Source organism: Devosia sediminis, from assembly GCF_016411825.1.
In the GTDB taxonomy this organism is placed as follows: Bacteria; Pseudomonadota; Alphaproteobacteria; order Rhizobiales; family Devosiaceae; genus Devosia; species Devosia sediminis.
The window spans coordinates 17742-41975 of record NZ_JAEKMH010000002.1 but is presented as its reverse complement, the minus strand read 5'-3'; the positions used below and the strand labels follow the sequence as shown (position 1 = coordinate 41975).

The following is a 24234-nucleotide window of genomic DNA, read 5'->3' as shown; positions in this document are numbered from 1 at the left end:
CCGGTCCTTGCGTTTTCAACTGCGGGGACCACCCCCACAGGATTGTCTGACCACAAGCGCGCAAGGCAGCTTGCGAATTCCCGGCTCGACGGTCTCTCCCGCCGCCAGAGCCAGAACCAGGCGGCCGGCTTCCCGGCCCAGTTCCTTCAGATTCATGTCGACCGTGGTGAGCGGCGGGCGCGTGGCCGCGGCGACGATCTCCCAATTGTCGAAGCCGACGACCGAGACATCGGCGGGGACCGCAACCCCGCGCTCGCGCAGGGCATCGACGACGCCGCGGGCGATCTGGTCATTGCCGCAGAAAATGGCGTCGGGCGTTTCGCCCGCAGCATCCCAGAGCTGGGCGACGGCCTCGTGGCCCCATTGCTCGGACCAGGTGCCGAACAGAACTTCGGCGGTCGGCCCGACCGCGTCGCGATAGGCCCCGGCGCGCTCCTCCACCGAGGCGAAGCTGCGTGGCCCGGTGACATGGACGATGCGCCGGCGCCCGAGGCTCTTGAGCCATTCGACGGCCTCGCGTGAGCCCGCCGCATCGTCCGAAACGAGGCTCACGCCATTTGCCGGCGCCTGGGTAAAGGCATAGACCACGGGGACGCTGAGATTTTCGAGATCCACCGGCAATTGCCGGTCGATACGCTTGCCAGAGGCGATGATGCCGTCGACCTGTTTGTCGAGCATGGCATCGACATGGATCTTGGCCAAAGCCGGATCATCCTCGATGGCACAGAGAAACACCGAGACGCCCTGGTCGACCAGCGCTTCTGAGACACCGGCCATAAGCGGCAGGGTGAAGCGGCCATAGGTATCGTTGGTGAGGAGCCCGACGGTGAAGCTGCGCTTCTGGATCAGCGCGCGGGCCATGGCATTGGGCCGGAAGCCGAGCCTTGTGGCCGCATCCTTGACGCGGGTGCGGGTCTCGTCGGTCATGCGGCCGGTGTCATTCAACGCCTTGGAAGCCGTCGCGACGCTGACGCCGGCCGCCTGGGCCACGTCATAAATCCGCACGCGTTTCGGAGCCACTAGAGACAAAGATCGCACCCTTTGGAAAACCCTTTTCTCAACTAGAGAAATCCTTTTCTCACAAAAGTGTCAAGCAGGTTCGCTGGCATTTTTCCGCTGCTCTTGAAACACTGGGCAAAGTGAACGGCGCGCCGGTTTCTCCACGCGAAAGCCACCGGACTTGACCCAGGACACGCCTCCGTCACCGTGTTGACATAAGTCATCATACATCATAGGTGTGACCTTGTTTTGAAGAATACTGACGTTCTGGAGGAGAATGTGATTAAGAAGTGGGGAGCAGCCCTCATGGCTGCCTCGATGCTCATCTCGGTGGCAGCCTTGCCGACCGCGGCCCATGCGGAAACGCCCGCTGACCAGTTGATCGTGGCCCTGTCCATGACCAACCTGATCACGCTCGATCCGGCAGGCCTGACGGGCAAGGAAAGCGTGCAGATCCTGACCAATGTGTACCAAGGCCTCGTGGACCTGGACCCGGTCGACCGCTCCAAGCTGATCCCGGAACTGGCCGAAAGCTGGACCATCTCGGAAGACGCGCGCACCATTACCTTCACCATCCGCGAAGGCGCGACCTTCGCCTCGGGCAATCCGGTCACCGCCGCCGACGTCAAGTGGTCGCTCGACCGCCTGCTCGAGCTCAACCTGACCCAGGCGCCCAAGCTCAGCGTCTTCGGGCTCACGGCCGAGAACAAGGACGAGGTTTTCGTCGCCGTCGACGACCGCACCTTCGTGATCAACCTACCCCAGCCGACGGACCCGAACCTCGTGGTCATGACGCTTGGCGTCGTCGGACCCGGCTCGATCATCGACAGCAAGCTGGCGCTGGAAAACGAAACCAACGGCGACAAGGCCGCCGCCTGGCTGGCCGTCAATGCTGCAGGCTCCGGCCCCTTCGTGGTCACCCAGTTGCGGTCCAACGAAATGCTGCTGCTCGATCGCAACGACAATTATTGGGGTGAGGCTCCTGCCCTGCGCCGCATCGTCATGCGTCACCTGCCGGAGTCGCAGTCGCAGCGCCTGCAGATCGAACGCGGCGACATCGACGTAGCCTATTCGCTGGCCGCACCGGACCTCGCGGCCCTCGCCGGCAATGAGGATGTCGTGGTGCAGACCAATGGCGGTGGCGGCTTCTACTATCTCGCCGCCAGCATGAAGAACGAAGTCCTGGCCGATCCCAATGTCCGCCTGGCGCTGCGTTACCTCATCGACTATGAAGGCATCAACGAGGCCGTCATGCCGTATTACGGCGTGTCGCACCAGCGGCCGATCCATGCCGGTCTCCTCGGCGACCTGCCCTCGCCCGGCTATACGCTGGATGTCGAGCGGGCCAAGGAATATCTGGCGGAAGCCGGTCATCCCGATGGCCTGAAACTCACGATCCGCACCCTGCCCGACGCGCCCTTCCTCAGCCTTGCCACCGCCATTCAGGCGACTTTGGCCGAGGGCGGCATCGAAGCCGAGATCATTCCCGGCTCGGGCGACCAGACCTATGGCGCCATGCGCGAACGCAACTTCGACCTGATCGTGGGTCGCAGCGGCGGTCAGGTGCCGCATCCCGATGCGGACCTGCGCGCCCTCGCCTACAATCCGGATAATAGCGACGAAGCCCGCCTCGTGGGCCTCCAGGGATGGCGCGCCTCATTCTATGACGAGCAGATCAACGAGATGATCGACGCCGCCATTCTCGAAACCGACCCGGAAGCGCAGCGCAAGATGTATGAAGACATCCAGTTGCGCTACGAGGAGGTGGTGCCTGCCATCCAGCCGATCTCGCAGGTGTCGGACTCGGTGACCTACCGCTCCGACATCGAGGGCCTCGTGCTGCACCCGTCCTGGCAGACCGACCTCAGCACTGTTTCCAAGCAGCGCTGAACCCAACCGACCGCTCCGCTTCAAGCGGAGCGGTTTCTCATTTTCGAACGAGAGTTCCATGACTTCACGCTGGATGCAGATGAGCTGGGCCGCCCTGCGCGGCACCATGACGATCCTGGTGACGCTGCTTGGCCTGTTGCTGCTGACCTTCATCATCGGGCGCGTCATGCCCGTCGACCCGGCCCGCCTGCTGGTGGGCGAGGATGCGAGCCAGGCCGCCTATGAACAGGCCGTGGTCCGCCTCGGGCTCGACCGGCCGGTTCCCGAACAGTTCCTGCGCTATGTCGGCGATCTGCTGCAGGGCAATTTCGGCATCTCGCTGCGCACCGGCCAGCCTGTCGCCACCGACATTGCCCGCGCCCTGCCCGCCACGATCGAACTCGCGACCTTTGCCGTCCTGATCGGCGCCGGGCTCGGCATCCCGCTGGGCGTCATCGCCGCCGTCAACCGCAACCGTGCCCTCGACCATATCGTGCGCGTCGTGACGCTGATCGGCCATTCCATGCCCATCTTCTGGATCGGCATGATCGGCCTCATCATCTTCTATGCCATGCTCGGCTGGGTGTCGGGCGGCGGGCGCATCAGCGACTATTATATCGGCCTCGTGCCCGAGGTGACCGGGTTCCTGCTGATCGATAGCCTGCTTGCGGGCGACTGGGACGTGTTCTGGGACGCGCTCAACCACATCGTGCTGCCCGCCAGTATCCTCGGCTATGCCTCCATGGCCTATATCACCCGCATGACGCGCAGCTTCATGCTCGACCAGTTGAGCCAGGAATATGTGACGACGGCGCGCGTCAAAGGCCTCTCGGTGCGCCAGGCCGTGTGGCGCCATGCCTTCATGAATATCCGCGTGCAGCTCGTCACCATCGTCGCGCTGGCCTATGGCGGTCTGCTCGAAGGGGCGGTGCTGATCGAGACCGTTTTCGGCTGGCCCGGCTTTGGCCAGTACATGACCAACAACATGCTGATCGGCGACATGAACGCGGTGATGACCTGCGTGCTCATCGTGGGCGTCGTCTTTGTCGGGCTCAATCTCTTGTCCGACATTCTCTACCGGCTCTTTGATCCCAGGACCCGCTGAAATGACCGTCAGCTCCAACGCCTTGCCCGCAGCAAAAGCCTCCCTGCGCCGCACCTTTCGCGACGAGGCCGGCCGCATGCTCCGGCGCCTCCTGTCGAACCCGGCAACCGCCTTCGGTCTCTGCGTCATCGTCATCCTGGTGCTGGCGGCGATCTTCGCGCCGCTCCTGATGACGCATAACCCGCTGGCGCAGAACCTCAGTAATATCCTCAAGGCCCCCAGCGCCGAGAACTGGTTCGGCACGGACGAACTGGGGCGCGACGTCTATAGCCGCCTCATTGCCGGCACCCGCATTACGCTGACCATTATCGGCCTCGTCTCCATCATCGTGGCGCCGATCGGCCTCGTCATCGGCACCACCGCCGGCTATTTCGGCGGCTGGTACGATACGGCGATGATGCGCATCACCGACATCTTCCTGTCCTTTCCGGGCCTCATCCTGTCGCTGGCCTTCGTTGCCGCCCTGGGGCCCAATCTCAACAATGCAATCATCGCCATCGCCCTCACCTCGTGGCCGCCGATCGCCCGCCTTGCCCGCGCCGAAACGCTGATCCTGCGCTCGGCCGACTATATCTCGGCTGCCCATCTTCTTGGCGCATCGCCGCTGCGGATCCTGGTCAAGAGCATCGTGCCGATGTGCCTGCCCTCGGTGCTGATCCGCGTGACGCTCAGCATGGCGACCGTCATCCTCACCGCCGCCGGCCTCGGCTTCCTCGGCCTTGGCGCGCAGCCGCCGACGCCGGAATGGGGCGCCATGATCGCCACCGGCCGCAACTACATGCTCGAAAGCTGGTGGCTCGTGACCTTCCCGGGCGCCGCGATCCTGCTGGTCAGCCTGTCCTTCAATCTCGTCGGCGATGGCCTGCGCGACGTGCTCGACCCCAAGAACCGGTAAAGACCATGGACGACACAGTTCTGCTCGATATCCGCAATCTCTCCGTCGCCTATCGCGGCGAGGACGGCATGGTGCCGGCCGTGCGCAATGTCAGCTTCACGCTGGGCCGCGAGCGGCTAGGGATCGTGGGGGAATCGGGCTCGGGCAAATCCACCATCGGCCGCGCCTTGCTGCGCCTGCTGCCGACAGCCCAGATCACCGCCGACCGCATTCAGTTCGGCCAGCATGACCTGACCAGGGCCAGCGAGCGGCAGATGCTCGATATCCGCGGCCGGCACATGTCGATGATCCTTCAGGATCCAAAATTTTCGCTCAATCCGGTGCGTCCGGTCGGCGACCAGGTGGCGGAAGCCTTCCGCATCCACCATCGCTGCACGCGGAGCGAGGCGAAGGCCAAGGCGCTGAAAATGCTCAAGGCCGTTCGCATCAACGATCCGGAACGCGTCTATGGGCTTTATCCGCACGAAGTGTCGGGCGGCATGGGCCAGCGCATCATGATCGCCATGATGCTGATTGCCGGGCCGGAAGTGATCATCGCCGACGAACCCACTTCGGCGCTCGACGTCACCATCCGTCTCGATGTGCTGAAGCTGCTCGATGACCTCGTCACCAGTCGCGGCTCGGGCCTGATCATGATCAGCCATGACCTTAACCTCGTGCGCAATTTCTGCGACCGCGTGCTGATCATGTATGCCGGACGAATCGTCGAAATGCTCGACGCGCGGAACATGGGCGCCGCCCAGCACCCCTATACAAGAGGCCTGATGGCCGCCCAGCCGCGCATCGGCGGCAATCGCCAGCCCCTGGCGGTGCTGAAGCGCGATCCGGCCTGGCTCGAGGAGAAAGCACCATGACGGCGGCGGTCAGCATCCGTGACCTCGACATCGAACTGGGCTTCGGCGCCAGCCGGCGCCTGATCCTCGATGGCGTGGCGCTCGACGTGCCGCAGGGCGCCTGTTTCGGCCTTGTCGGCGAATCCGGTTCGGGCAAGTCGACTGTGTTGCGCTGCATCGCGCTGCTGCTGCGCGGCTGGTCGGGCGATATCGACATCAATGGCCGCCCGGTGCGAGACATTCCGCGTGCCGAATATTGCCGTCAGGTGCAGATGGTGTTCCAGGACCCTTATGGATCGCTCCACCCCCGCCAGTCTGTGGCGACGGCGCTGTTCGAGCCGCTGCGCACGCACAAGCTCGACCGCCACCAGGAAAGGGCGGAGGCGGCATTGGCCGATGTGGGCCTGCCGGGGGATTTCCTTTATCGCTATCCGCATGAACTTTCCGGCGGCCAGCGCCAGCGCGTCGCCATTGCGCGCGCGCTGATCCTTGATCCCAGCATACTCCTCCTCGACGAGCCGACCTCCGCGCTCGACGTCTCGGTCCAGGCCGAGGTGCTCAATCTGCTCAGCGACCTGAGGACAAAGCGCGGCCTGACCTATCTCCTGGTCAGTCATGATCTGGCGGTCATCGACCACCTATGCGATCAGTTCGCCGTCATGCAGCATGGTCGGCTGCTCGAAGTGCTACCGCGCGAAGCCATAGCGAACCTGCAGGTAACGAACGATTATTCCCGTTCGCTGATCCAGGCCAGCCTGGATTATGATCGGGCCATATGATGAATCGGCCAGTGGGGAGAACGGAACTGGTGGGATTTGGGAAACGGGAAACCCTGACATCGCAACTGGTCAGGGAAATTACCGACAGGATCGAAAAGGGGCTTTATCCGCGCGGACTGCAATTGCCCACGGAAAAGGACCTGATCGACGAATTCGGCGTCAGCCGCACCGTGGTGCGGGAAGCCATCGCCAACCTGCGCGCCAATGGCCTTGTCGCCACCCGTCAGGGTATTGGCGCCTTCGTGCAGCAATCAACCGCGCCGTCGGCCTTCCGCATCGACCAGCAGAGCCTCTCGGTCATCGAGGACGTGGTCAAGGCGCTGGAATTGCGCATTGCCATCGAATCCGAGGCGGCCGCCCTCGCGGCCATGCGCCGCGACGCTGAAGATCTCGAGGCCATGCGCGAAGCCTGCGCGCAGATGGAGGCCGGGCTCGACCCCACCGACACGATCGCGGCGGATCTCGGCTTCCACCGGGCCGTGGCGCGCGCCACAAGGAACGAGCACTTCCTCAAGATCTTCAATTATCTGGGCGAAGTGCTGATCCCGCGCACGCGGCTGGCCACGCACCGGTTCGATGCCGCTCAGCCCTCGCAGTACATCGCCCGGATCGGGGCCGAGCACCGGCGCATTCTTTCCGCAATAGAGGCCAGCGACCCCGATGGCGCACGCGCCGGGATGCGGATGCATCTGGGCGGCAGCCGCGAGCGTCTGCTGCATCCCAAACAGACATCGGCCGCCAATAGCTGAGCGGCGCTCCGAGAGCTTCAATCACAGCGCAGAAAAAGTCTTGGGGCCCTACTGGGCCCCAAGTTTTTCGATCAGCACGGACAGCTCCTTGAGGTCCTGGTCGGTGCAGGGCGGCAGCGGCGGACGCACGGCGCCGGCCGAATGCCCCACCACGTGCGCACCGGCCTTGACGATCGACACGGCATAGCCGGCCGAGCGGTTGCGGATGGCGATATAGGGGAAGAAGAAATCCCGCAGCAGGCGGCTGGTGGTCGCCGAGTCGCCGCTCCGCACGGCCGCGTAGAACTCCTGCGCGGTACGCGGGATGAAGTTGAACACAGCCGAGGAATAGACCGGGAAACCGGCTGCATTATAGGCCTCGGCGAAGATCTCGGCCGTGGGCAGGCCACCGAGATAGCTGACCCGGTCGCCCAGGCGGCTGCGGATGGCGCCGACAGCTTCGATATCGCCCACCCCGTCCTTGAAGCCGATCAGGTTGGGGTTGCGGTCCACCAGTTCTTCCATGGCGTCGGCATCGAGCCGGCACACATTGCGGTTGTAGACGATGACGCCGATTTCGACCGAGCGGCACACCGCTTCCACATGCGCCTTGATCCCGCGCATGCTGGTTTCGGTGAGGTAGTGCGGCATCAGCAGGATGCCCGCCGCACCGGCCTTTTCGGCATTCTGCGCCATTTCGATGGCCATGCGCGTGCCATAGCCGGCGCCGGCGATGACCGGTGTATGGCTGCCGCAGGTATCGACAGCCACCCGAACCACGTCCTCGTGTTCCGGAATGGTCAGCGAGAACACTTCGCCCGTGCCACCCGGCGCGAACAGCACTGTGGCGCCATAGGGCATGAGCCATTCGAGCCGGGCGCGATAGCCGGCCGGGTTGAAATCACCGTTGTCATCGAAATCGGTCAGGGGGAACGACATCAGGCCTGAGGACAGGATATCCCTGAGTGCTGCCGGTGAAATGGACGTTTTTGTCACTGTAATCCGCTTTCCAAGGGAAGCGACACGCTGGCCGGCGCGTTAGTCGGCCAGGTTGTCGTTGATATAGTCGAAGTTGAAATCCTCGCCGACGCCCGGCTTCTGCGAGAGGTGCACGAAGCCCTCGTCGTCCATCGGGTCGGGGATGGCGTGGAGGTAATCCTCGCAATCGTCGTATTCGAGGAAGGGATGGAGCAGGCCGCGCTCGTACCAGCGGGCATTCTTGCTGACCGCGGCGACGATGAGGTTGGCGGCGCCGTGACCGTGCACTTCGCAGTTCATGCCGAAGGATTCGGCCAGGTGCATGGTCTTGAGGGCCGGGGAAATGCCGCCCACGTCGTCGACGCCTGTACGCAGGATGTCGCAGGCCTTGGCCGTGATCCATTCGGCACGGTGGAAATACTTACCACCCATGCTTTCGGGGCCGATGACCGGAATATCGAGCTGCTCGGTGAGCCAGACATAGGAGGCCATCGACTGCTCGTCAATCACCTCTTCGATCCAGGTGAAGTTGAGCTTTTCGAGACCGCGGCCGAGCTTGAGGGCATCGGTGCGCGAATACCAGTGATAGGCGTCCAGCATCAGGTCTATATCAGGGCCGACAGCCTCGCGCACCGCGGCGCAGGCCTTGATGTCCATGTCGACATTGGGCGACCAGGAGACCGGCGGCATCCAGGTGTGAAGCTTGATGGCCTTGTAGCCGCGCTTGACCAGCTTTTCGGCAAAGCGGCCATAGTCCTCGGGGGTCGCGAGACCACCTTCGATCTCGTCGCCGCACATGATCGAGCCATAGGCCGGGACCTTGTCGCGATAGCCGCCGATGAGCTTGTAGACCGGCATGCCCAGCTTGTTGCCGGCGAGGTCCCAAAGCGCGATATCGACCACGGCCAGGGTACGGTCGGTGAGCTGCATGGAGCTGCCGCGCTGCCAATGGGCGAGATCCTGCCAGAGCGCCTCGCGGTTCATCGGATCCTTGCCCAGGAGGACGGGCTTCAAATAAGCGTCGACGAGATAGGGCCGGACGATCTCCGGGGAGGTCACGGTGTGGCCTTCGGTGCCATCATCGGCCACCAGCGTCAGCAGGGCCTTCTTGATCTTGCGCTCCGGACCCGGATGCGCATGACCGTCGCTGTCAATTTCCTCATTCGTGGTGTGCCAGAAGCGGCGCACCTTAACATCCACGATTTTCATGGAGCCTCCTATCATCACATCGACGTCGTTATCACGATGTATGACAACGTACAACTGGGTGCCTTACGAATGTTACGACTTCGAGGCGAGCGGACGGGTGCCGGGCACACATGGCGTGCCTGGGAGAGAGGCCCGTTGAACGGAATTGGGCGCAGCGGCGCCGAGGCGGGTTAGGTCAGCTCCACCACAAAGCGGAACGCCACGCTGCCATCCCACCACATGGGGAAATTGGTGCCCCATTTGTTGTTGTAGAGATTGAAGCGCAGCCCACCGGTAAAATCCGGTATGTCGGGCTGGAAGGGGATGAATGGCGCGGTTGCGGGAGCGACGAGGGCAGAGTCGACCGGCGTAACGGTCACACCGACACTGCGGGCGGATTCAATGGCCTGCAACTGACCGCCGCCGCGCCGGGCGATGTTGCGGCCGTCATTCCAGAGGCCCATTTTTCGCAGCTCCCATTCACCCGCAGTTGCAGGCGTGAAGCTCAGGAACCCGGCTTCGGGCATGCGATTGGCCGGTTTGTCGAACAGCACCAGGGTGACCTCGACCCTGTCGGCGTCGAGACCGCGGATCGAGAGCGCGTTGCGGACCGGCGCGCCGAGCTGGGCACTGGCTTCGGCGGGCATGGCCGCAAGGCCGGCATGCCCCGCAATGCCCAGGTGGCGGGGTGCAAAGCTGGCCGTGCGGGCGGTCTTCGCGCTGCCGAGGCCCGGCTTGTCGTGGTCGAGAATGGCCCATTCGTCGCGATGCTGGAGATAGCTGTCGAGATGGGTCTGCATCGTCTGCCAGTCATAGCTTTCGTGGCGGTAGCCGATGAGGCTGCCCCCCTGCCCCGCGATCACGCGGCCATCCGGCGCGGTGAGGCGGGTAATGTCGCCCGTCGCCGGGTCAAGGTCAGCCGCCCAGCCGCCGTGGCGCAATTGCGTCCCCGCCTGGGGTTCACCCATTGCGGGCACCAGCGCGTCGAGCGCAGCCAATTCCTCGTCCGCCAGCGCCCGATCCTCGGTCCCGAGGCTTTCCAGCGCCGTGGTCATATAGCCACGCTGCTCGGCCCAAGATTGCTCGGCATAGGCAAAGCGATAATCGCCTTTTCGGGCGGCGTCGAAATCGGCGCGATCCCAGGCCTTGTCGTCCCGCAGGTAGGTCTTGATGTCGACGCCCCAGGTGTGCTCGGCCACCATGGTGAGACCACGCCCGAAGGCACGGCGCTCAGGGGTCAGTGCCTCGGCCCAGCCGTCATAAAGCCGCGACAGGGTGCGATAGCGCTGGAGCTTGATCGGGTCGGTGGCGGTGCCGTGGATCCAGCTATCGCCGATCTCCGTGGTGACGACCGGAAAGCTCTCGCGCCGCGACCACATTTCGGCGCCGAAGGCATCCAGCGTCGAGGCCTTGATCACAGCGCCCGGATTGGCGTGATGCATGTGGCGCAGCGCTTCGACCGTCTGCCCCACGCTTTGCGGGCCGATATTGTCGTTGGTGTGGGCAAAACTGAGACCGATGTCCTCGCCCGCCGGAAAGTCGGTGGCGCCATAGGAGGCCTGGTACATGACCACGACCTCTTCGCCCCCTGGCGCGCGCCAGCGGAAAATCGGCGGCACGTCGGGCACGGGGCTCGCCGTATTGACCCCCAGATGGAGAAAGCGGATGCCCGCCTCGGCGAGGAGCGGCACCATGCCCAAGGTGTGGCCCGGCACGTCGGTCATCTTGGCCGCTATGGTTTTCCGCCCGAAGCGCTGATCGAGCTCGGCCGCATAGGAAAGCCCGGCGCGGAACAGGGCGGGGCTCATCAGTTCGGTATGAGTGGTGAAAGGCAGGCCGTGCCAGACGATCAATCCGCGCTCGATCGCCTCCTCGAGTTTTTTGACCCGCTCAGGCGGCTGCGAATTAAGATGATCCCAGATCAGCCAGGCGCCGGTGGTCCAGATGAAGGCCGGGTTTTCCGGGCTCTCGTTGAAGAAGTGTTCGCCCGTCGCAATGGCCTGGGGGATGAACTGCTCATGATATTGCCGGCGCACCCGCGCGGCATGATCGGTGAAGCCGATATCGAGATGGGTCTTGAAGACGAGGTGGATGGTTTTCCGGGTCATGGGCGCAATCAGCCGACCGTGCCGCGCACGACGAGCCTGGTGGTGAGGGTTTCTTCGAGGCAGGGCGCCTGGGGCGTGTTGAGCCGCCGCAGGATCAGCCGCACCAGCGCGCGCACGCGCTCGTCGAGGTCGAACTTGACTGTGGTCAGGTTGTAGCTTTTCCAGTGGGCCTGGGCGATGTCGTCGAAGCCGACGACGCGCACGTCCTGCGGCACCCGCAGTTTCAGGGTGTGGCGCAGCGCATCCATGGCGCCAAAGGCGCTGACGTCATTGGCGGCAAAGATGGCATCGGCGCCCTCGCCGACCCGGAACAGGTCGATGGTGGCCTGGTAGGCGGCGTCATAGCCGAAATCGCCCTGGATCACCGTGGGCGGGGCCATGCCGCGCTCGGCCATGACCTTGCGCAGCGTGGTTTCGCGGGCAAGGCTGGCGCGCGACTTGCCGACACCGGCGAGATAGGCGACGCGCTCGACGCCATAGCCCTGGAGCAGCGCCACCGCCTGGTCGATGCCGTCATATTGGAGGATGTTGAGCCGGTCAAAGAGCGGCCCGCTCTCCTGCGGCTCGGGGTCGCCCGGCAGCGGGTAATCGACATAAATGGGCACGGCCCGATCGAGGAAGCGGGTCAGCGTTGTCGGCTTGACGTTCTCGACGAAGGCGATGACCGAGTCCGGATTGAAGCCGCGCATATAGGCGAGCAATTGCTCGTCCATGGAATAGTCGGTGCGGGTCTTGAACAGCAAGGTGGCGAAGCCTTCGGCTTGGAGCGCCGTCGTCAGCGCGTCGATCTCCTGGCTTTCCCAATTGCTGCATACATCGGGTACGATGACGCCGACGAGATGGGTGCGGCCGCTGACCAGCGCCCGCGCCGCACGGTCCGGCGTATAGTTCAGCTCCTGCGCGATCTTGAGGATCAGCTCGCGCTTTTCGGGCTTGAGCGAGGTGTGCGGGTTGAAGGCGCGCGACACGGCCACGCGCGAAACCTTGGCGCGCGTCGCCACCATTTCGGCCGTCGCCCGACCTCGCGGTGTTCCGGTCGTTTCGGTCACCGCACCCCTCCCTGAACTGGGCCACACTGAAAACGTGTTCAATCTGTTCTGATTTTTGCCCGTCATTGTCAACCTAGCGCAGCACCCCATGCACCGCAACTGATTGCCCGATTGTCACCGGAATGTCGTCAATCGCTGCCATCAAACGCCTGCACTCCTCAGTCTGCTCTATTCGTCGCGAATTCTCCGCATTGACGAATTTTGAAAACGTGTTCATTCTGACCCGGTCGGGTGCGAGGAGGCATTCGGCCAAAACCGGCTACCGGAGAATTCGGAGCCACCATTTGGGAGGATTTTTCGCGATGATGAATCGTATGCGTGCGCTTGCGCTCGGCCTTTTGGGCGCGACGTCCATGGCCGTGCCGGCATTTGCCGTGGATCTCGACATCACCTGCCGCTGCGTCATCGGCGGCGTCAACAGCGCGACCGCGCAGTGGCTGGAAGAGAAGGTCATCCCGGCCTTCGAAGCGGCCAACCCCGACATCAACGTCACGCTCAACCAGTTCGGTGGCGAGGACGCCCAGCTCACCCAGCAGCTCGCGCTCGACTTCTCGACCGGCGCCGGCCCCGACATTTCCGCCTTTGATGGCTTCCTGATCCCGGCCTTCGCCGCCGGCGGCCAGCTCAAGTCGCTCGACGAGCTGATCGGCGACGATTACGCCAATTGGGAAGGCTGGAACCACATTTCCGACGGCATCCGCTCGATCATGTCCTATGACGGCCAGACCTATGGCATTGGTCTGGGCACCGACGTGCGCATGATCTTCGTGCGCAAGGACCTGATGGAAAAGGCCGGCCTGCCAGCCGACTGGCAGCCGACCTCCTGGGCCGACGTGCTCGACGCTGCCCGCAAGCTCAAGGAAGCCGGCGTCGAAGCCCCGCTGCAGCTCAATGCCGGCGTCGCCATGGGCGAAGCCACCACCATGCAAGGCTACTGGATGGCCCTGCTCGGCACGGGCGAAGGCGTCACCGACGAGAACGGCAAGTTCATCGTCGAAAGCCAGGGCATTCTCGACGTGCTCAATCTCTACAAGACCGTCTATGTCGATGAGGGCCTGGGCGACCAGCGCGCGCAGCTCCTGGCCGATGGCCGCAATCGCAGCTTTGCCAATTTCCGCGACGGCAAGACCGCGCTGCTGGTCGAAGGCGACTGGTTCTACCGCTCGGTCACCGCGCCGGGCGCCGAATTCGAAGTGGCCGACCGTGACAATGTCATGAGCTGGGCCAAGATGCCGGCACAGGAACCGGGCGCGGCCATCCGTGGCCAGGACTTCGTCTCCATCTCGGGCGGCACGGGCTTTGTCATCAATCCCAATACCGACACGCCCCAGGAAGCCTGGAAGCTGCTCTCGTTCATGATGAGCCAGGAGCAGATGACGGCCTTCCAGGAATATCAGCCGGGCATCCGCTCGCGCTCCGACGTGGCCATTCCGAACAGCCCGTTCCTGACCGAGACCAGCCAGACCCTCCTGCCGCTGACCACGGCGCGTCCGAACGATCCGAACTACAATGCGGTATCGCAGGAAATCCAGCGCATGACCGAAGCAGTGGTCTCGGGCGAACTCTCGCCGGAAGACGCCATGGCCCAGTACAAGGCCGCAGTGATCGGCATTGTCGGTGAAGAAAACACCGTGAGCCTGCTCTAGCCTCCTCCCTCGTGGTCCCGGCGTGCTTCGCGCCGGGGCTGCGGGAGGCCACCTCGTCGTCCACACCCACATTTCCGTCCTCGGACTTGACCCGAGGACCTCTCGACACCTGCACAAGCTTTGCGTGGCCCTCGGGTCAAGCCCGAGGGCGGCGCCGTGGGGTGGCACATGCCAGGACCCGCCGCTGCCTCAGACAAAGGCCGAAGAACCATGACCACCGAACCCCTTGCCACACCGCCCAAGCGAAAGACCCGCAATTTCGCGTTGCTCTCCAATCGGGCCGGCGCAGCCTTCATGCTGCCGGCGGGGCTCCTGGTTTCGGTCTTCGTGATCGTCCCCTTCTTCTGGGTGATCTTCGTTTCCTTCACCAACCGCACGCTGATCGGCGCCACAGCGCTCAATCCGCAATTCGTCGGCCTCGGCAATTACCTGGCGCTGTTCGATCCCGCGACTTTCTTCCAGCGCGGCCAATTCGGCTTTTCGCTGATCCTCACCACGCAATTCGTGCTGGCCTCGGCGCTGCTCGGACAGGCACTCTTGGGGCTCCTCCTCGCCTGGCTGATCCAGACCGTGCCGCCCTGGATCAAGCGCATCACCGAGACCTTCGTCATCGCCGCCTGGATCCTGCCCGAAGTGGTCATCGGCTTTGCCTGGTTCGCCTTCCTCGACTACGACAACGGCACCTTCAACATGCTGCTCGAAAGCCTCGGCCTGCCGCCGGGCGATTTCCTCCTGCAGCAGCCGTTCTGGGTCATCGTGGTGTTCAACACCTGGCGCGGCGCCGCCTTCTCGATGATGCTGTTCAACTCGGCCTTCTCGTCGATCCCGCCCAGCTATTTCCAGGCGGCCGATGTCGCCGGCGCGTCGTCGTGGCAGAAATTCCGCGATATCGGCCTGCCGCTCATCCGCGGCCATATCGTCACCGACCTCATCCTCATCACCATGTGGACCTTCAACACCTTCACGCCGTTCCTGCTCACCAATGGCGGGCCGAGCTACCGGACGGAACTGGTGTCGATCTACAATTATCGCGTCGCCTTCCAGGACTTCCAGTTCGGCAAGGGGGCGGCGGTGGGCGTCATCATGATGCTGATTAACCTGGCTTTCGCGCTGATCTATCTCAGCCTCGGGCGCAAGAGGGCACCGAAATGAAGATCTCCCTGCCCGCCTTTGTCGGCCGCATCGCCTTTTCGGCCCTGGCCGCGCTGATCGGCGCCGCCTTCGCCTTGCCGCTGATCTGGTTCCTGTTCGCGCCGTTCAATGCGCGGGCCGAACTGGGCCTTGCCATCCCGGACCCCTGGACCCTCAATAACTTCGTCACCGTCTTCGGCAATTCCTATGCCGTGCAGGCGCTGTGGAACAGTTTCATCCAGGCCACCGGCGGGGTCATCCTCGTGGGCGCGGCGGCCACCTTGGCGGCATATGCCCTCAGCCGCTCATCGATCCCGGGCAAGGGCGCCGTCACCTATACGCTGCTGCTGTTTTCCTCGGTCGTCTCCGGCTCGGCGGCCATGGTGCCGATCTTCCTCATCATTTCGGCAGCCGGGATCATGGATACGCATGTCGCGGTCATCCTGACCTTTGCCGGCGGGCTGCTGCCCACCGCCATGTTCATCCTCCGCGACTTCATCGACTCGATCCCGAAGTCCTACGAGGAAAGCGCCATGGTGGCCGGGGCCTCGCCGGTGCAGGCCTTTTTCGACGTGGCCCTGCCCGTCATCCGCCCCGGCATCGTGGTCGTCGTGGTCTGGGCCTTCGTCAATATCTGGGGGAGCTTCCTCATCCCCTTCATCCTCCTGCGCAGTTCGGACAACATGCCGGCATCGGTGGCGATCTATTCCTTCTATTCGGAAGCGGGCACGCCCATCGTCACGCTGCTCGCCGCCTATGCGCTCATCTATTCGCTGCCCGTCGTGGCTCTCTATCTCTTCGTCAGCTGGAAGTTCGGCTTCCGGTTCTTCGGCGGCATCAAGGCTTGATCATCCATGGCTTCAGTTGAATTCAAGAACGTCACCAAGAGCTTCGGCAACTTCCACGCCGTCTCGGACGTCAATTTCGATATCGGCGACGGGGAGTTCGTGTGCCTGCTCGGTCCGTCGGGCTGCGGCAAGACGACGTCGCTGCGCATGATGGCGGGGCTCGAAACCCCGACCTCGGGGCAGATTTTCATTGGCGGCCAGGAGGTGACCCATCTCCACCCCAAGGACCGCAACATCGCCATGGTGTTCCAGGATTACGCGCTCTATCCGCATATGAACCTGGCCGACAACATCGCCTATCCGCTGAAGGTGCGCGGCGAGCCGGTCGACAAGCGCCATGCCCGCGCCCGCGAAGTGGCCGATGTGCTCAAGATCGGCCATCTCATGGATCGCCTGCCGAGCCAGATTTCCGGCGGCCAGCAGCAGCGCACCTCGCTGGCCCGCGCGCTGGTTTATCCCGCAAAGGTCTATCTCTTCGACGAGCCGCTCTCCAATCTCGACGCCAAACTGCGCCTCGAGGCCCGTGGTTTCCTCAATCACCTGCAGCGCGACATGGGCATGACCGCGGTCTATGTCACCCATGACCAGGCCGAGGCCATGGCGCTTGCCACCCGCATCGCCGTGATGGACCAAGGCAAGATCGTCCAATATGCCTCGCCCATCGAAATCTACCGGCGCCCAGCCACCACTTTCGTCGCCAATTTCGTCGGCAATCCGCCGATGAACCTGGTCGAGGTCGAGGGCGCGCAGGCCGATGGGCGCCTCGCGCTCAAGGCCGAGGGTCTTGGCATCGGCGCCTTGCCCATGACCGACGCGATCGGCAAGGCGCTGGCCACCAGCAACAGGCTGACCCTGGGCGTGCGGCCCGAACACCTCTCGCTGGCTGGCGCCGGCGCCCAGAACACCATCGTCGCGCCGCTCTTTGCCAATGAGAATATGGGCCCCGAAAGCCTCGTCACGCTCGATCGCGGCGAAGGCGCCCGCGTCACCGCCCGCATCTTCACCGACGACCATCTCGACGTCTCCGACACGGTCACCCTCGGCTTTTCGGCCGAGCACGTGCATCTCTTCGACTCGGCCGGCAATCGCATCCCGGCCGTGGGGGAATAGCTCATGCGAGGTACCCCCACCCTTGGTCCCTCCCCACAAGGGGGAGGGAGACGCTGGGTTCGGTATCTCGGACTTCCCGATGCATCGGCTCCTGCCCACCCTCCCCCTTGTGGGGAGGGAAGCGAGATAGGACTTAGCGCTTCGCTAAGTCCGTCATCGAGCAGGGTGGGGGTTTCTCATAAGGCACACATGACCTCTGGCCCCCGCCCATGAAAACCATCACCACCCACATCACCCGCGCCGACCAGGCTGCCAACCCGTACTTCTACATTCCCTTCGACGTCCCCGCCGGGACAACGCGCATCGATGTCACCCTCGCCTATCCCAAGGCCGAGGATTGCATCATCGATCTTGGCGCCTTCGATCCGCGCGACAGCGGCTATCCCACCACCGAGGGCTTTCGCGGCTGGAGCGGCGGGGCGCGCGACAGCTACTTCATCGCCACCGATGATGCGACGCCCGGCTATGTGCATGGAGACATTCAGCCGGGCACCTGGAATGTCATCCTCGGGCTCTACAAGGTCCCCGAAGCAGGCGCCGACGTCACCGTCACCATTGCCCTCGACGATACCCCGCGAAAACTCGAGCCACAGCCGGCTCGCACCTTTCCGGTCCGCCATCAAGCCGGCTGGTACAAGGGCGACCTTCACTGCCACACCTATCACTCCGATGCGCGCGGCGCACCGGAGCTGCTGCACGCGGCGGCCAAACAGGCGGGGCTCGATTTCCTCGCCATTGCCGACCACAACACCACGACCCAGCGCCGCTATTTCCATCCGCAGTCCTCGCCGGACCTGGTGTTTATCCGCGCCATGGAAGTCACCACCGCGGTTGGTCATGCCAATGTGTTCGGCGTCGATGACTGGATCGACTTCCGCATGACCAAGCCCGCCGATGCGCATGTGCTGGAAAGTCTCGTGCATGACCGGGGCGGGCTCCTGTCGATCAACCACGACAAGCCCACCATTCCCTGGGACTATGATTTTCCAGCCGCCGACTGCCAGGAAGTGTGGCAATCGACCTGGCTCGCCTGGAACTGGGTGTCGCTGGAGCGCTACCAGCAGCGGCTCGCGGCGGGCATGCACCTCTCGGCCATTGGCGGCTCGGACTATCATCAGCCCGACCGCCTGCTGCCCGAAGGGCCCCTGGTGCTGGCGCGGCCGACGACGGTGTTCTGGCTCCCCGAGCTCAGCGAAGACGCGGTGCTGGCGGCGATGAAAGCGGGCCACGGCTACATCACCGAAAGCCCTGATGGCCCGCATCTCGAGATCCGTGCCGGCGACACCGTCATGGGCGGTAGCGTCCGCAACGTCACCGAGATCGCCGTTCATGCTAAGGGTGCGCCAGGCGACCGGCTGGTTCTGATCGACGCGACTGGACCACTGGCCGATCTCGAAATCGGCGGTGACGACTGGCAGACTACAGTGCCGGTCGCCCCGCAAAAATTCATCCGCGCCGAGATCGTCGCCGCTGCCAGCCGGCCTGATCTCATTGCCCAATTCACCGCCGCGCTCGATGGCCGCGAACTGCCCTGGCAACTCAAGGGCGCGGACCTCGAAACCCAGCCCATCCGCCGCGCGCTGAGCAATCCCATCTACATCGAGACGTAAAATGCTGATCGGCAATGCGCCCTGTTCCTGGGGCATCAACTATCCCACTGGCAACCGCTATAGCTGGCAGGCGTATCTCGACGAGGTAGCGGCTGCGGGCTATCGCGGCACCGAGCTTGGGCCCTTCGGCTTCCTGCCCAAGGATGCGGGCCTCCTCAAGGACGAGCTGGCGCGGCGGCGGCTGACGCTGATCGGCGCCACTCATGTGCATGTGTTCAGCGATGCCACGAGCCAGCCGGCCTTCATGGCGACGCTGAAGGAACTCGCCGCGCTCCTCGTCAAGCTCGACGCCAAACACCTCGTCATCATGGATGAGAGCAATGCCTACCCCAAGGGAAGGGAAGGCGTGCTCGACGCTGCGGGCTGGAACAGCCTCACCGCCATGGTGCGCGATACCCAGGCGCTGGTCGAGGACGACTATGGCCTGACCCTCAGCTTCCATCCCCATATCGGCACGGCCGTCGAAAAGGAGGACCAGATCGACCGGCTCCTCGCCGAAACCGATATCGATCTCTGCTTCGATACCGGCCACCATGCCTTCTGGGACCAGGACCCGATCGCCTATATGGAAAAGGTCTTCCCCCGCATCGCCTATATGCATCTCAAGAATGTCGACCCCGCTGTCCGGGCCCGCGTACTGGCCGGCGCGCTTTCGGTGGCCGACTCCTATGGCGCCGGGGTCATGTGTCCGTTGCCCGACGGCGCCGTCGACATCAAGGCGGTCATGGCCCTCCTCCAGCGGCGCGGCTTTGACGGGCCGGTCGTGGTGGAGCAGGACATCGCCACGAATGCGTCCGAGACGCCGCTCGAACTGGCGGCCCGCAACCTGGCCTATATGAACGGAATTGCCGCATGACCGCGCCATTGAGAGTTGGCCTGATCGGCCTCGGGGAAGTGGCCCAGCTCATGCACCTGCCACTCTTGGCCGACGACCAGCGGTTTGCCATCGCCGCCATCACCGATGTCTCGCCCAGCCTCGTCGACTATGTGGCGCGTCGCTATGGCGTCGCACGTGTGCATGCTGATGCTGACAGTCTGCTAGCGAATTCGGACCTCGACGCGGTCTTCATCCTGACGCCCGACCACCTCCATGCCGACCTCCTCGACAAGGCCATCCGCTCGGGCAAGCATGTCTTCATCGAAAAGCCGGCCGCCCTCACCGCGGCTCAGCTCGAACCCCTGCTCTCGGTCCCGCGCCCGCCGGACCAGGTGGTGTTCGTGGGCTATATGCGCCGGTTTTCCAGGGCTTTCCTTGAGCTGAAGACCCGCCTGCCTGCGCTCGACACGATCCGCCATGTGCGCATCCGCGACATCATCCGCGAAGCGCCGTTTTTCGTGGCCCAGACGCGTAACGTCTTCAAACCAAACGATGTTTCCCCGGACATCATCGCCACCGGCCGGGCCCGCACCCAGTCCATGCTGCGCTCGGTGATGGGTGAGGATTGCCCGGCTGATGCCTTGCGCGCCTACCAGGTGCTGACCGGCCTTTCCTCGCACAGCATCTCCGCCATGCGCGATCTTCTGGGCCTGCCCAAGGGCGTGCGCTACGCGACCCAGCATGGCGGGGAAACGGTCATCGCACTCTTCGACTACGGCCATTTCACCGCGCTCTACGAGGCGGTGATCGACGACGTGTCGCGCTTCGATGCCGGCATCGAGGTGCTGACCCAGACCCAGCATTTCAAGCTCAACTACGACACGCCCTATATCCGCAACCTGCCGACGAAGCTCGAAATCACTACGTCGTCGGCGACGGAAACAGGCACCGAGATCATCGGGCCGATCTATGAGGACCCGTTTCGCATCGAGCTCGGCGCCTTCCTCGACAGCGTCGTCAACGGCACGCCAAACAAGACCAGCCTCGAGGACTCGCTGCAGGACCTGAAGCTCTTCGCCGAAATCGGCCGGCATTTTCGGGCGGGCTGACGCCTAATGCGCGGCCTGTCCCGGGCCGACGATGAGGCGCTGGCGGATGGCGGTGGAGATGTTGTCGAAGAGGAAGACCACGAAGAGGATCAGCAGCACCATATAGGCGACCTTGTCCCAGTCGGAATTGGTGCCCATGGTTTCGAGCAGTTTGAGACCAATGCCGCCGGCGCCGACGGCGCCAATGACGGTGGCCGAACGGGTGTTCGATTCCCAGAAGTAGAGGGACTGCGAGACGAAGACCGGCAGCACCTGCGGCACGACGCCATAGCGGTTGACCGAGACCGGGTGGGCGCCGACCGACTTCATGCCCTCGCGCTGCTTGTCGTCGACATTTTCCAGCGCCTCGGCATAGACCTTGCCCAGTGCGCCAGTATCGGTGAGGAAGATCGCGGCAATGCCGGGGATCGGTCCGGGCCCGAAGCCGCGGGTGAAGAACAGCGCCCAGATCAGCATGTCGACCGAGCGGATGAAATCGAAGAAGCGCTTCATCAGCCAGTTGGTCGGACGGTTCTGGGTAATGTTGCGGGCGGCAAAGAAGGCCAGCGGGAAGGCGATGAGGGTTGCCAGGAGCGTGCCGACAAAGGCCATGACCAGGGTCTGGAACAGCTTCACCAGAATATCGGCATGCTGCCAGGCCTGGTTGCCCAGCCACTGTTCCCAGATCAGTTGGATATTGGGCTTACCCTCGACCACCTGGTCACCGGAGAAGGCGAGGCCGATGCTTGAGAACAGGTCATTGCCCCAGAGCACCGAGCGCGGGTCGTAGAGGAAGTTGGCCCAGCCGAAGAACCGGCGTTGCACCGCAACCTGGTTGTCGCGGATTTCCGCCTGCCCGGCGAAACCGTAGTGCACCCAGACCTTATCGCGGTCCTGCTCGATGGCGGGAGGGGCATTTTCCGGGGCATAGGCGCCATCGGCGGTGATGGTGACGGGCCAGGCTACGCCGTCGATATAGACGTCGACGCCGGTGGTCGAGATGTCGAGGCGGTTGGCTTCACCGTCGAAAACAGCCGTCATGCTGCCATCGTCATGCGGCGTCAGCCAGGGGATGTTTGCGCCCTCGGGATACTGGCCGCGGCTCGACCACTGCGCGGTGACCACGCCATCGTCGCCGAAGCGCAGGCGCGGCTGGGCGCGCCACGAATACCAGTCCTGCACATAGATCGAGGCGCGGTCCCATTTGCCATTCTGCAGCGCCGGGCCGACATTGAAGAAGAACCAGCAGAAAACGAGATAGGCGAGCGTCAGGCCGATGCCGAGCGGCAAGCCATATTGCTTGAAAAAGCTCCGCTTGAAGACGTCGGGAAACTTCTTTTCGAGGCGGGCGCGTTCGGCGCTGCTGATGGCGGTCATGTCAGACGCTCCCCCTGGCGATATCGAAACCCTGGTTGCCGACCAGGCGCCGGCGCAGCCAGCCCGAGAACTGGTCGATGACGATGATGGTCACCAGCAGCATGATGATGATGGCATAGGTCTGGGCGGCATAGTCGCGGCCGATGGAAAGGCGGAACACTTCGCCGATGCCGCCGCCGCCCACCGCGCCGATAATGGTCGAGGCGCGGACATTGATCTCCATGCGCAATAGCCCATAGGAGACGAAATTGGGGAGCACCTGCGGCACGATGGCGTAGCGCACGCGCTCGAGCCAGGTGGCACCGACCGATTTCAAACCCTCATCGGGCTTCATGTCGGCATTTTCGACCACTTCGAAGAACAGCTTGCCCAGCGCGCCGATCGTATGCAGCGACACGGCGACGATGGCGGCGATCGGGCCGATGGAAAGAATGGCCGTCAGCATGCCGGCAATGACGATTTCGGGAAAGGCGCGCAGCACTTCCATGACGCGGCGGACGAACCAGCGCACCGCACCCGCGCCAACGAGGTTGGTGGCCGCGAAGAAGCAGAGGCAGAAGGCCAAGGTGCCGCCGATGATCGTCGAAACGATGGCGATGTTGACCGTGATGATCAGCTGGTAGATCAGGTGCGGGATATAGAGGTTGACGGTTATGTAGACCCGCTCGGACGTATAGTCGTACTTCGCCGAGCCGTCGAAATAGGGCGAGGGCAGATCGAACATCGCGCGGAAGATTTCCAGCGGATCGCGCGGCAGGAAATTCTTCACGAAGTCGAACATGTAGGGAAGCCGGTCGAAGAACTTCCCGGAATTGGCGGCATTGGCGTAGTTCATCGCCAGGAACAGGGCCACCAGCACGCCAAGGGCAACCAGGATCGAATAGACCCGGCGCGTCATGACCTGGGCACGGTAGTGCTTCAGCAGAGTCTCGGTCGCTGGCGCCAGGCCAGTGGATGGGGCGATGTCGGCCATTTGGCTTGTAGTCTCCACAAACCCGATGTCACCCCGGCGACAGCCGGGGCCCATCTTGAGATCTCAGGATGGATCCCGGCTTTCGCCGGGATGACACCGCGTATGGGGAGGCCGTGGTGACGTCACCACAGCCAGGGCAGATCAGCTACCGATGACCGAGCGACGGGCGTCGATGATGGTCTGGTAGAGAGCCTTGTCGGCCTCGACGAACTTGGTGTAGCCGCCGGCGGTGAAGGCGTCGAAGCACTCGAAATCGGTTTCCGGCAGGGCCATGAACATGTCGGTGACCTGCTGCTTGACTTCCGGAGCGAGGCTGTTCGAGACCATCAGCGGGCCATTCGGGATGATCGGCGACTGCCAGACTTCGACCAGGTCGTCCATGTCGAGCATGCCCTTGTCGACCATGATGCGCAGGTTGCCGGAAGTGTAGCCTTCCGAGAATTCGCCTTGGCCCGAACCGAAGGTGGTGCCGACATCCCAGGTGCCGTCGAGGACGCCGAGAACGAGGTTTTCGTGGCCGCCACCGAAGCCGGTTTCAGCGTAGAATTCTTCGATCGACTTGCCGAGGTCAGCCGGCAGGGCAACGTTCGGGATCAGGTAGCCCGAGGTCGAGTCCGGATCGGCGAAGCCGAGCTTCTTGCCTTCGGTCGAGGCCAGGTCGGTGATGCCCGAATCCGAACGGGCGACCATGATCGTGTGGTAGCCGGTCGAACCGTCGGCCTGCTGGGCGACGAGAACCGGGTCAACGGCGTCGGGGCTCTGCAGTTCGATGGCAGCGTAGGACGAGGCGCCCATGATGGCGATGTCGATGGTGCCGCCGAGCAGGCCCTGGATGATGCCGTTATAGTCCGGCGAGGGGAAGAACTGGACTTCGGTGGCGCCGGTAGCGGCCTTCAGCGGCTCGGCGACGCATTCGGAGCGACGCAGCTGGTCGGCTTCGTTTTCACCACCATCGAGGCCGATGCGCAGGACGAGGCCGTCCTGGGCGAAGGCAGCGGTGGACATGGACAGAGCGACGGAGGCGAGGAGCAGTTTACGGATCGCGGACACGGGAAGTCTCCTTTGGTGACGCGGGATTGGGCCTTTCGGCGACAGGGAGAAGC

21 protein-coding genes are annotated in these 24234 nt (G+C 63.7%); 13 read left to right on the top strand and 8 right to left on the bottom strand.

Annotated elements, in window-relative coordinates:
• Window positions 1-15: 15 nt before the first annotated feature.
• Window positions 16-1038 (bottom strand): LacI family DNA-binding transcriptional regulator, encoded by a 1023-nt coding sequence (locus JEQ47_RS07485; protein ID WP_328768487.1) that lies wholly within the window; start codon window positions 1036-1038, stop codon window positions 16-18.
• A 267-nt stretch (window positions 1039-1305) separates the two neighbouring features.
• Here JEQ47_RS07485 and JEQ47_RS07480 point away from each other — a divergent pair, with 267 nt between their 5' ends.
• The 6 genes from JEQ47_RS07480 (at window position 1306) to JEQ47_RS07455 (ending at window position 7229) form a co-directional block, all read left to right on the top strand.
• Window positions 1306-2889 carry an ABC transporter substrate-binding protein gene (locus JEQ47_RS07480; protein ID WP_198875802.1) on the top strand — a complete coding sequence of 528 codons (1584 nt, stop codon included), beginning with the start codon at window positions 1306-1308 and terminating at the stop codon, window positions 2887-2889.
• 58 nt (window positions 2890-2947) lie between these two features.
• Entirely contained in the window at window positions 2948-3973 is a 1026-nt protein-coding gene (locus tag JEQ47_RS07475) for an ABC transporter permease (protein WP_198875801.1), read from the top strand.
• A 76-nt stretch (window positions 3974-4049) separates the two neighbouring features.
• Entirely contained in the window at window positions 4050-4868 is an 819-nt protein-coding gene (locus tag JEQ47_RS07470; protein ID WP_407931782.1) for an ABC transporter permease, read from the top strand.
• 5 nt (window positions 4869-4873) lie between these two features.
• Window positions 4874-5722, top strand: a complete 849-nt coding sequence (locus JEQ47_RS07465) for an ABC transporter ATP-binding protein (protein ID WP_198875799.1) — start codon at window positions 4874-4876, stop codon at window positions 5720-5722.
• Window positions 5719-6480 (top strand): ABC transporter ATP-binding protein, encoded by a 762-nt coding sequence (locus tag JEQ47_RS07460; protein ID WP_198875798.1) that lies wholly within the window; start codon window positions 5719-5721, stop codon window positions 6478-6480. Before JEQ47_RS07465 ends, JEQ47_RS07460 begins: the two co-directional genes overlap by 4 nt.
• A gap of 29 nt (window positions 6481-6509) precedes the next feature.
• The gene (locus tag JEQ47_RS07455) at window positions 6510-7229 is read left to right on the top strand and encodes a FadR/GntR family transcriptional regulator (protein WP_328768483.1); all 720 of its coding nucleotides are present in this window, start codon (window positions 6510-6512) and stop codon (window positions 7227-7229) included.
• A 48-nt stretch (window positions 7230-7277) separates the two neighbouring features.
• Here JEQ47_RS07455 and kdgD read toward each other — a convergent pair whose 3' ends face one another.
• From kdgD to JEQ47_RS07435, 4 genes are all read right to left on the bottom strand, one after another.
• Window positions 7278-8204 (bottom strand): 5-dehydro-4-deoxyglucarate dehydratase, encoded by a 927-nt coding sequence (kdgD, locus tag JEQ47_RS07450; RefSeq protein ID WP_328768480.1) that lies wholly within the window; start codon window positions 8202-8204, stop codon window positions 7278-7280.
• A 42-nt stretch (window positions 8205-8246) separates the two neighbouring features.
• Window positions 8247-9395 (bottom strand): mandelate racemase family protein, encoded by a 1149-nt coding sequence (locus JEQ47_RS07445; protein WP_198875797.1) that lies wholly within the window; start codon window positions 9393-9395, stop codon window positions 8247-8249.
• A 170-nt stretch (window positions 9396-9565) separates the two neighbouring features.
• Window positions 9566-11482, bottom strand: coding sequence for a DUF5054 domain-containing protein (locus JEQ47_RS07440; protein ID WP_198875796.1), 1917 nt, complete (start codon window positions 11480-11482; stop codon window positions 9566-9568).
• An 8-nt stretch (window positions 11483-11490) separates the two neighbouring features.
• Window positions 11491-12531 (bottom strand): LacI family DNA-binding transcriptional regulator, encoded by a 1041-nt coding sequence (locus JEQ47_RS07435; protein WP_328768477.1) that lies wholly within the window; start codon window positions 12529-12531, stop codon window positions 11491-11493.
• A 302-nt stretch (window positions 12532-12833) separates the two neighbouring features.
• Between JEQ47_RS07435 and JEQ47_RS07430 the strand changes: the two genes are divergently transcribed.
• The 7 genes from JEQ47_RS07430 to JEQ47_RS07400 all read left to right on the top strand — a co-directional run bounded on the left by JEQ47_RS07430 (window position 12834) and on the right by JEQ47_RS07400 (window position 20802).
• Entirely contained in the window at window positions 12834-14177 is a 1344-nt protein-coding gene (locus JEQ47_RS07430; protein ID WP_198875795.1) for an extracellular solute-binding protein, read from the top strand.
• A gap of 210 nt (window positions 14178-14387) precedes the next feature.
• Window positions 14388-15329, top strand: a complete 942-nt coding sequence (locus JEQ47_RS07425) for a carbohydrate ABC transporter permease (protein ID WP_198875794.1) — start codon at window positions 14388-14390, stop codon at window positions 15327-15329.
• On the top strand, window positions 15326-16156 hold the full coding sequence (locus JEQ47_RS07420) for a carbohydrate ABC transporter permease (RefSeq protein ID WP_198875793.1): 831 nt from the start codon (window positions 15326-15328) through the stop codon (window positions 16154-16156). The genes JEQ47_RS07425 and JEQ47_RS07420 overlap by 4 nt, the downstream gene beginning before the upstream one ends.
• A 6-nt stretch (window positions 16157-16162) precedes the next feature.
• Window positions 16163-17266 (top strand): ABC transporter ATP-binding protein, encoded by a 1104-nt coding sequence (locus JEQ47_RS07415; protein ID WP_198875792.1) that lies wholly within the window; start codon window positions 16163-16165, stop codon window positions 17264-17266.
• Window positions 17267-17475: 209 nt separating this feature from the next.
• On the top strand, window positions 17476-18876 hold the full coding sequence (locus JEQ47_RS07410; protein ID WP_198875791.1) for a CehA/McbA family metallohydrolase: 1401 nt from the start codon (window positions 17476-17478) through the stop codon (window positions 18874-18876).
• A 1-nt stretch (window position 18877) separates the two neighbouring features.
• Window positions 18878-19732: a sugar phosphate isomerase/epimerase family protein gene (locus JEQ47_RS07405; RefSeq protein WP_198875790.1), complete on the top strand. Its 855-nt coding sequence runs from the start codon at window positions 18878-18880 to the stop codon at window positions 19730-19732.
• Window positions 19729-20802, top strand: a complete 1074-nt coding sequence (locus JEQ47_RS07400) for a Gfo/Idh/MocA family protein (RefSeq protein ID WP_198875789.1) — start codon at window positions 19729-19731, stop codon at window positions 20800-20802. The genes JEQ47_RS07405 and JEQ47_RS07400 overlap by 4 nt, the downstream gene beginning before the upstream one ends.
• A 3-nt stretch (window positions 20803-20805) precedes the next feature.
• On the opposite strand, the gene phnE (JEQ47_RS07395) is transcribed toward JEQ47_RS07400, so the two are convergent.
• From phnE (JEQ47_RS07395) to phnD, 3 genes are all read right to left on the bottom strand, one after another.
• Complete coding sequence (gene phnE, locus JEQ47_RS07395; RefSeq protein WP_198875788.1) at window positions 20806-22158, bottom strand: phosphonate ABC transporter, permease protein PhnE; 1353 nt, start codon at window positions 22156-22158, stop codon at window positions 20806-20808.
• 1 nt (window position 22159) lies between these two features.
• Window positions 22160-23131 carry a phosphonate ABC transporter, permease protein PhnE gene (phnE, locus tag JEQ47_RS07390; protein ID WP_198875787.1) on the bottom strand — a complete coding sequence of 324 codons (972 nt, stop codon included), beginning with the start codon at window positions 23129-23131 and terminating at the stop codon, window positions 22160-22162.
• A 141-nt stretch (window positions 23132-23272) separates the two neighbouring features.
• The gene (gene phnD, locus JEQ47_RS07385) at window positions 23273-24181 is read right to left on the bottom strand and encodes a phosphate/phosphite/phosphonate ABC transporter substrate-binding protein (RefSeq protein ID WP_198875786.1); all 909 of its coding nucleotides are present in this window, start codon (window positions 24179-24181) and stop codon (window positions 23273-23275) included.
• Between the last annotated feature and the right edge of the window lie 53 nt (window positions 24182-24234).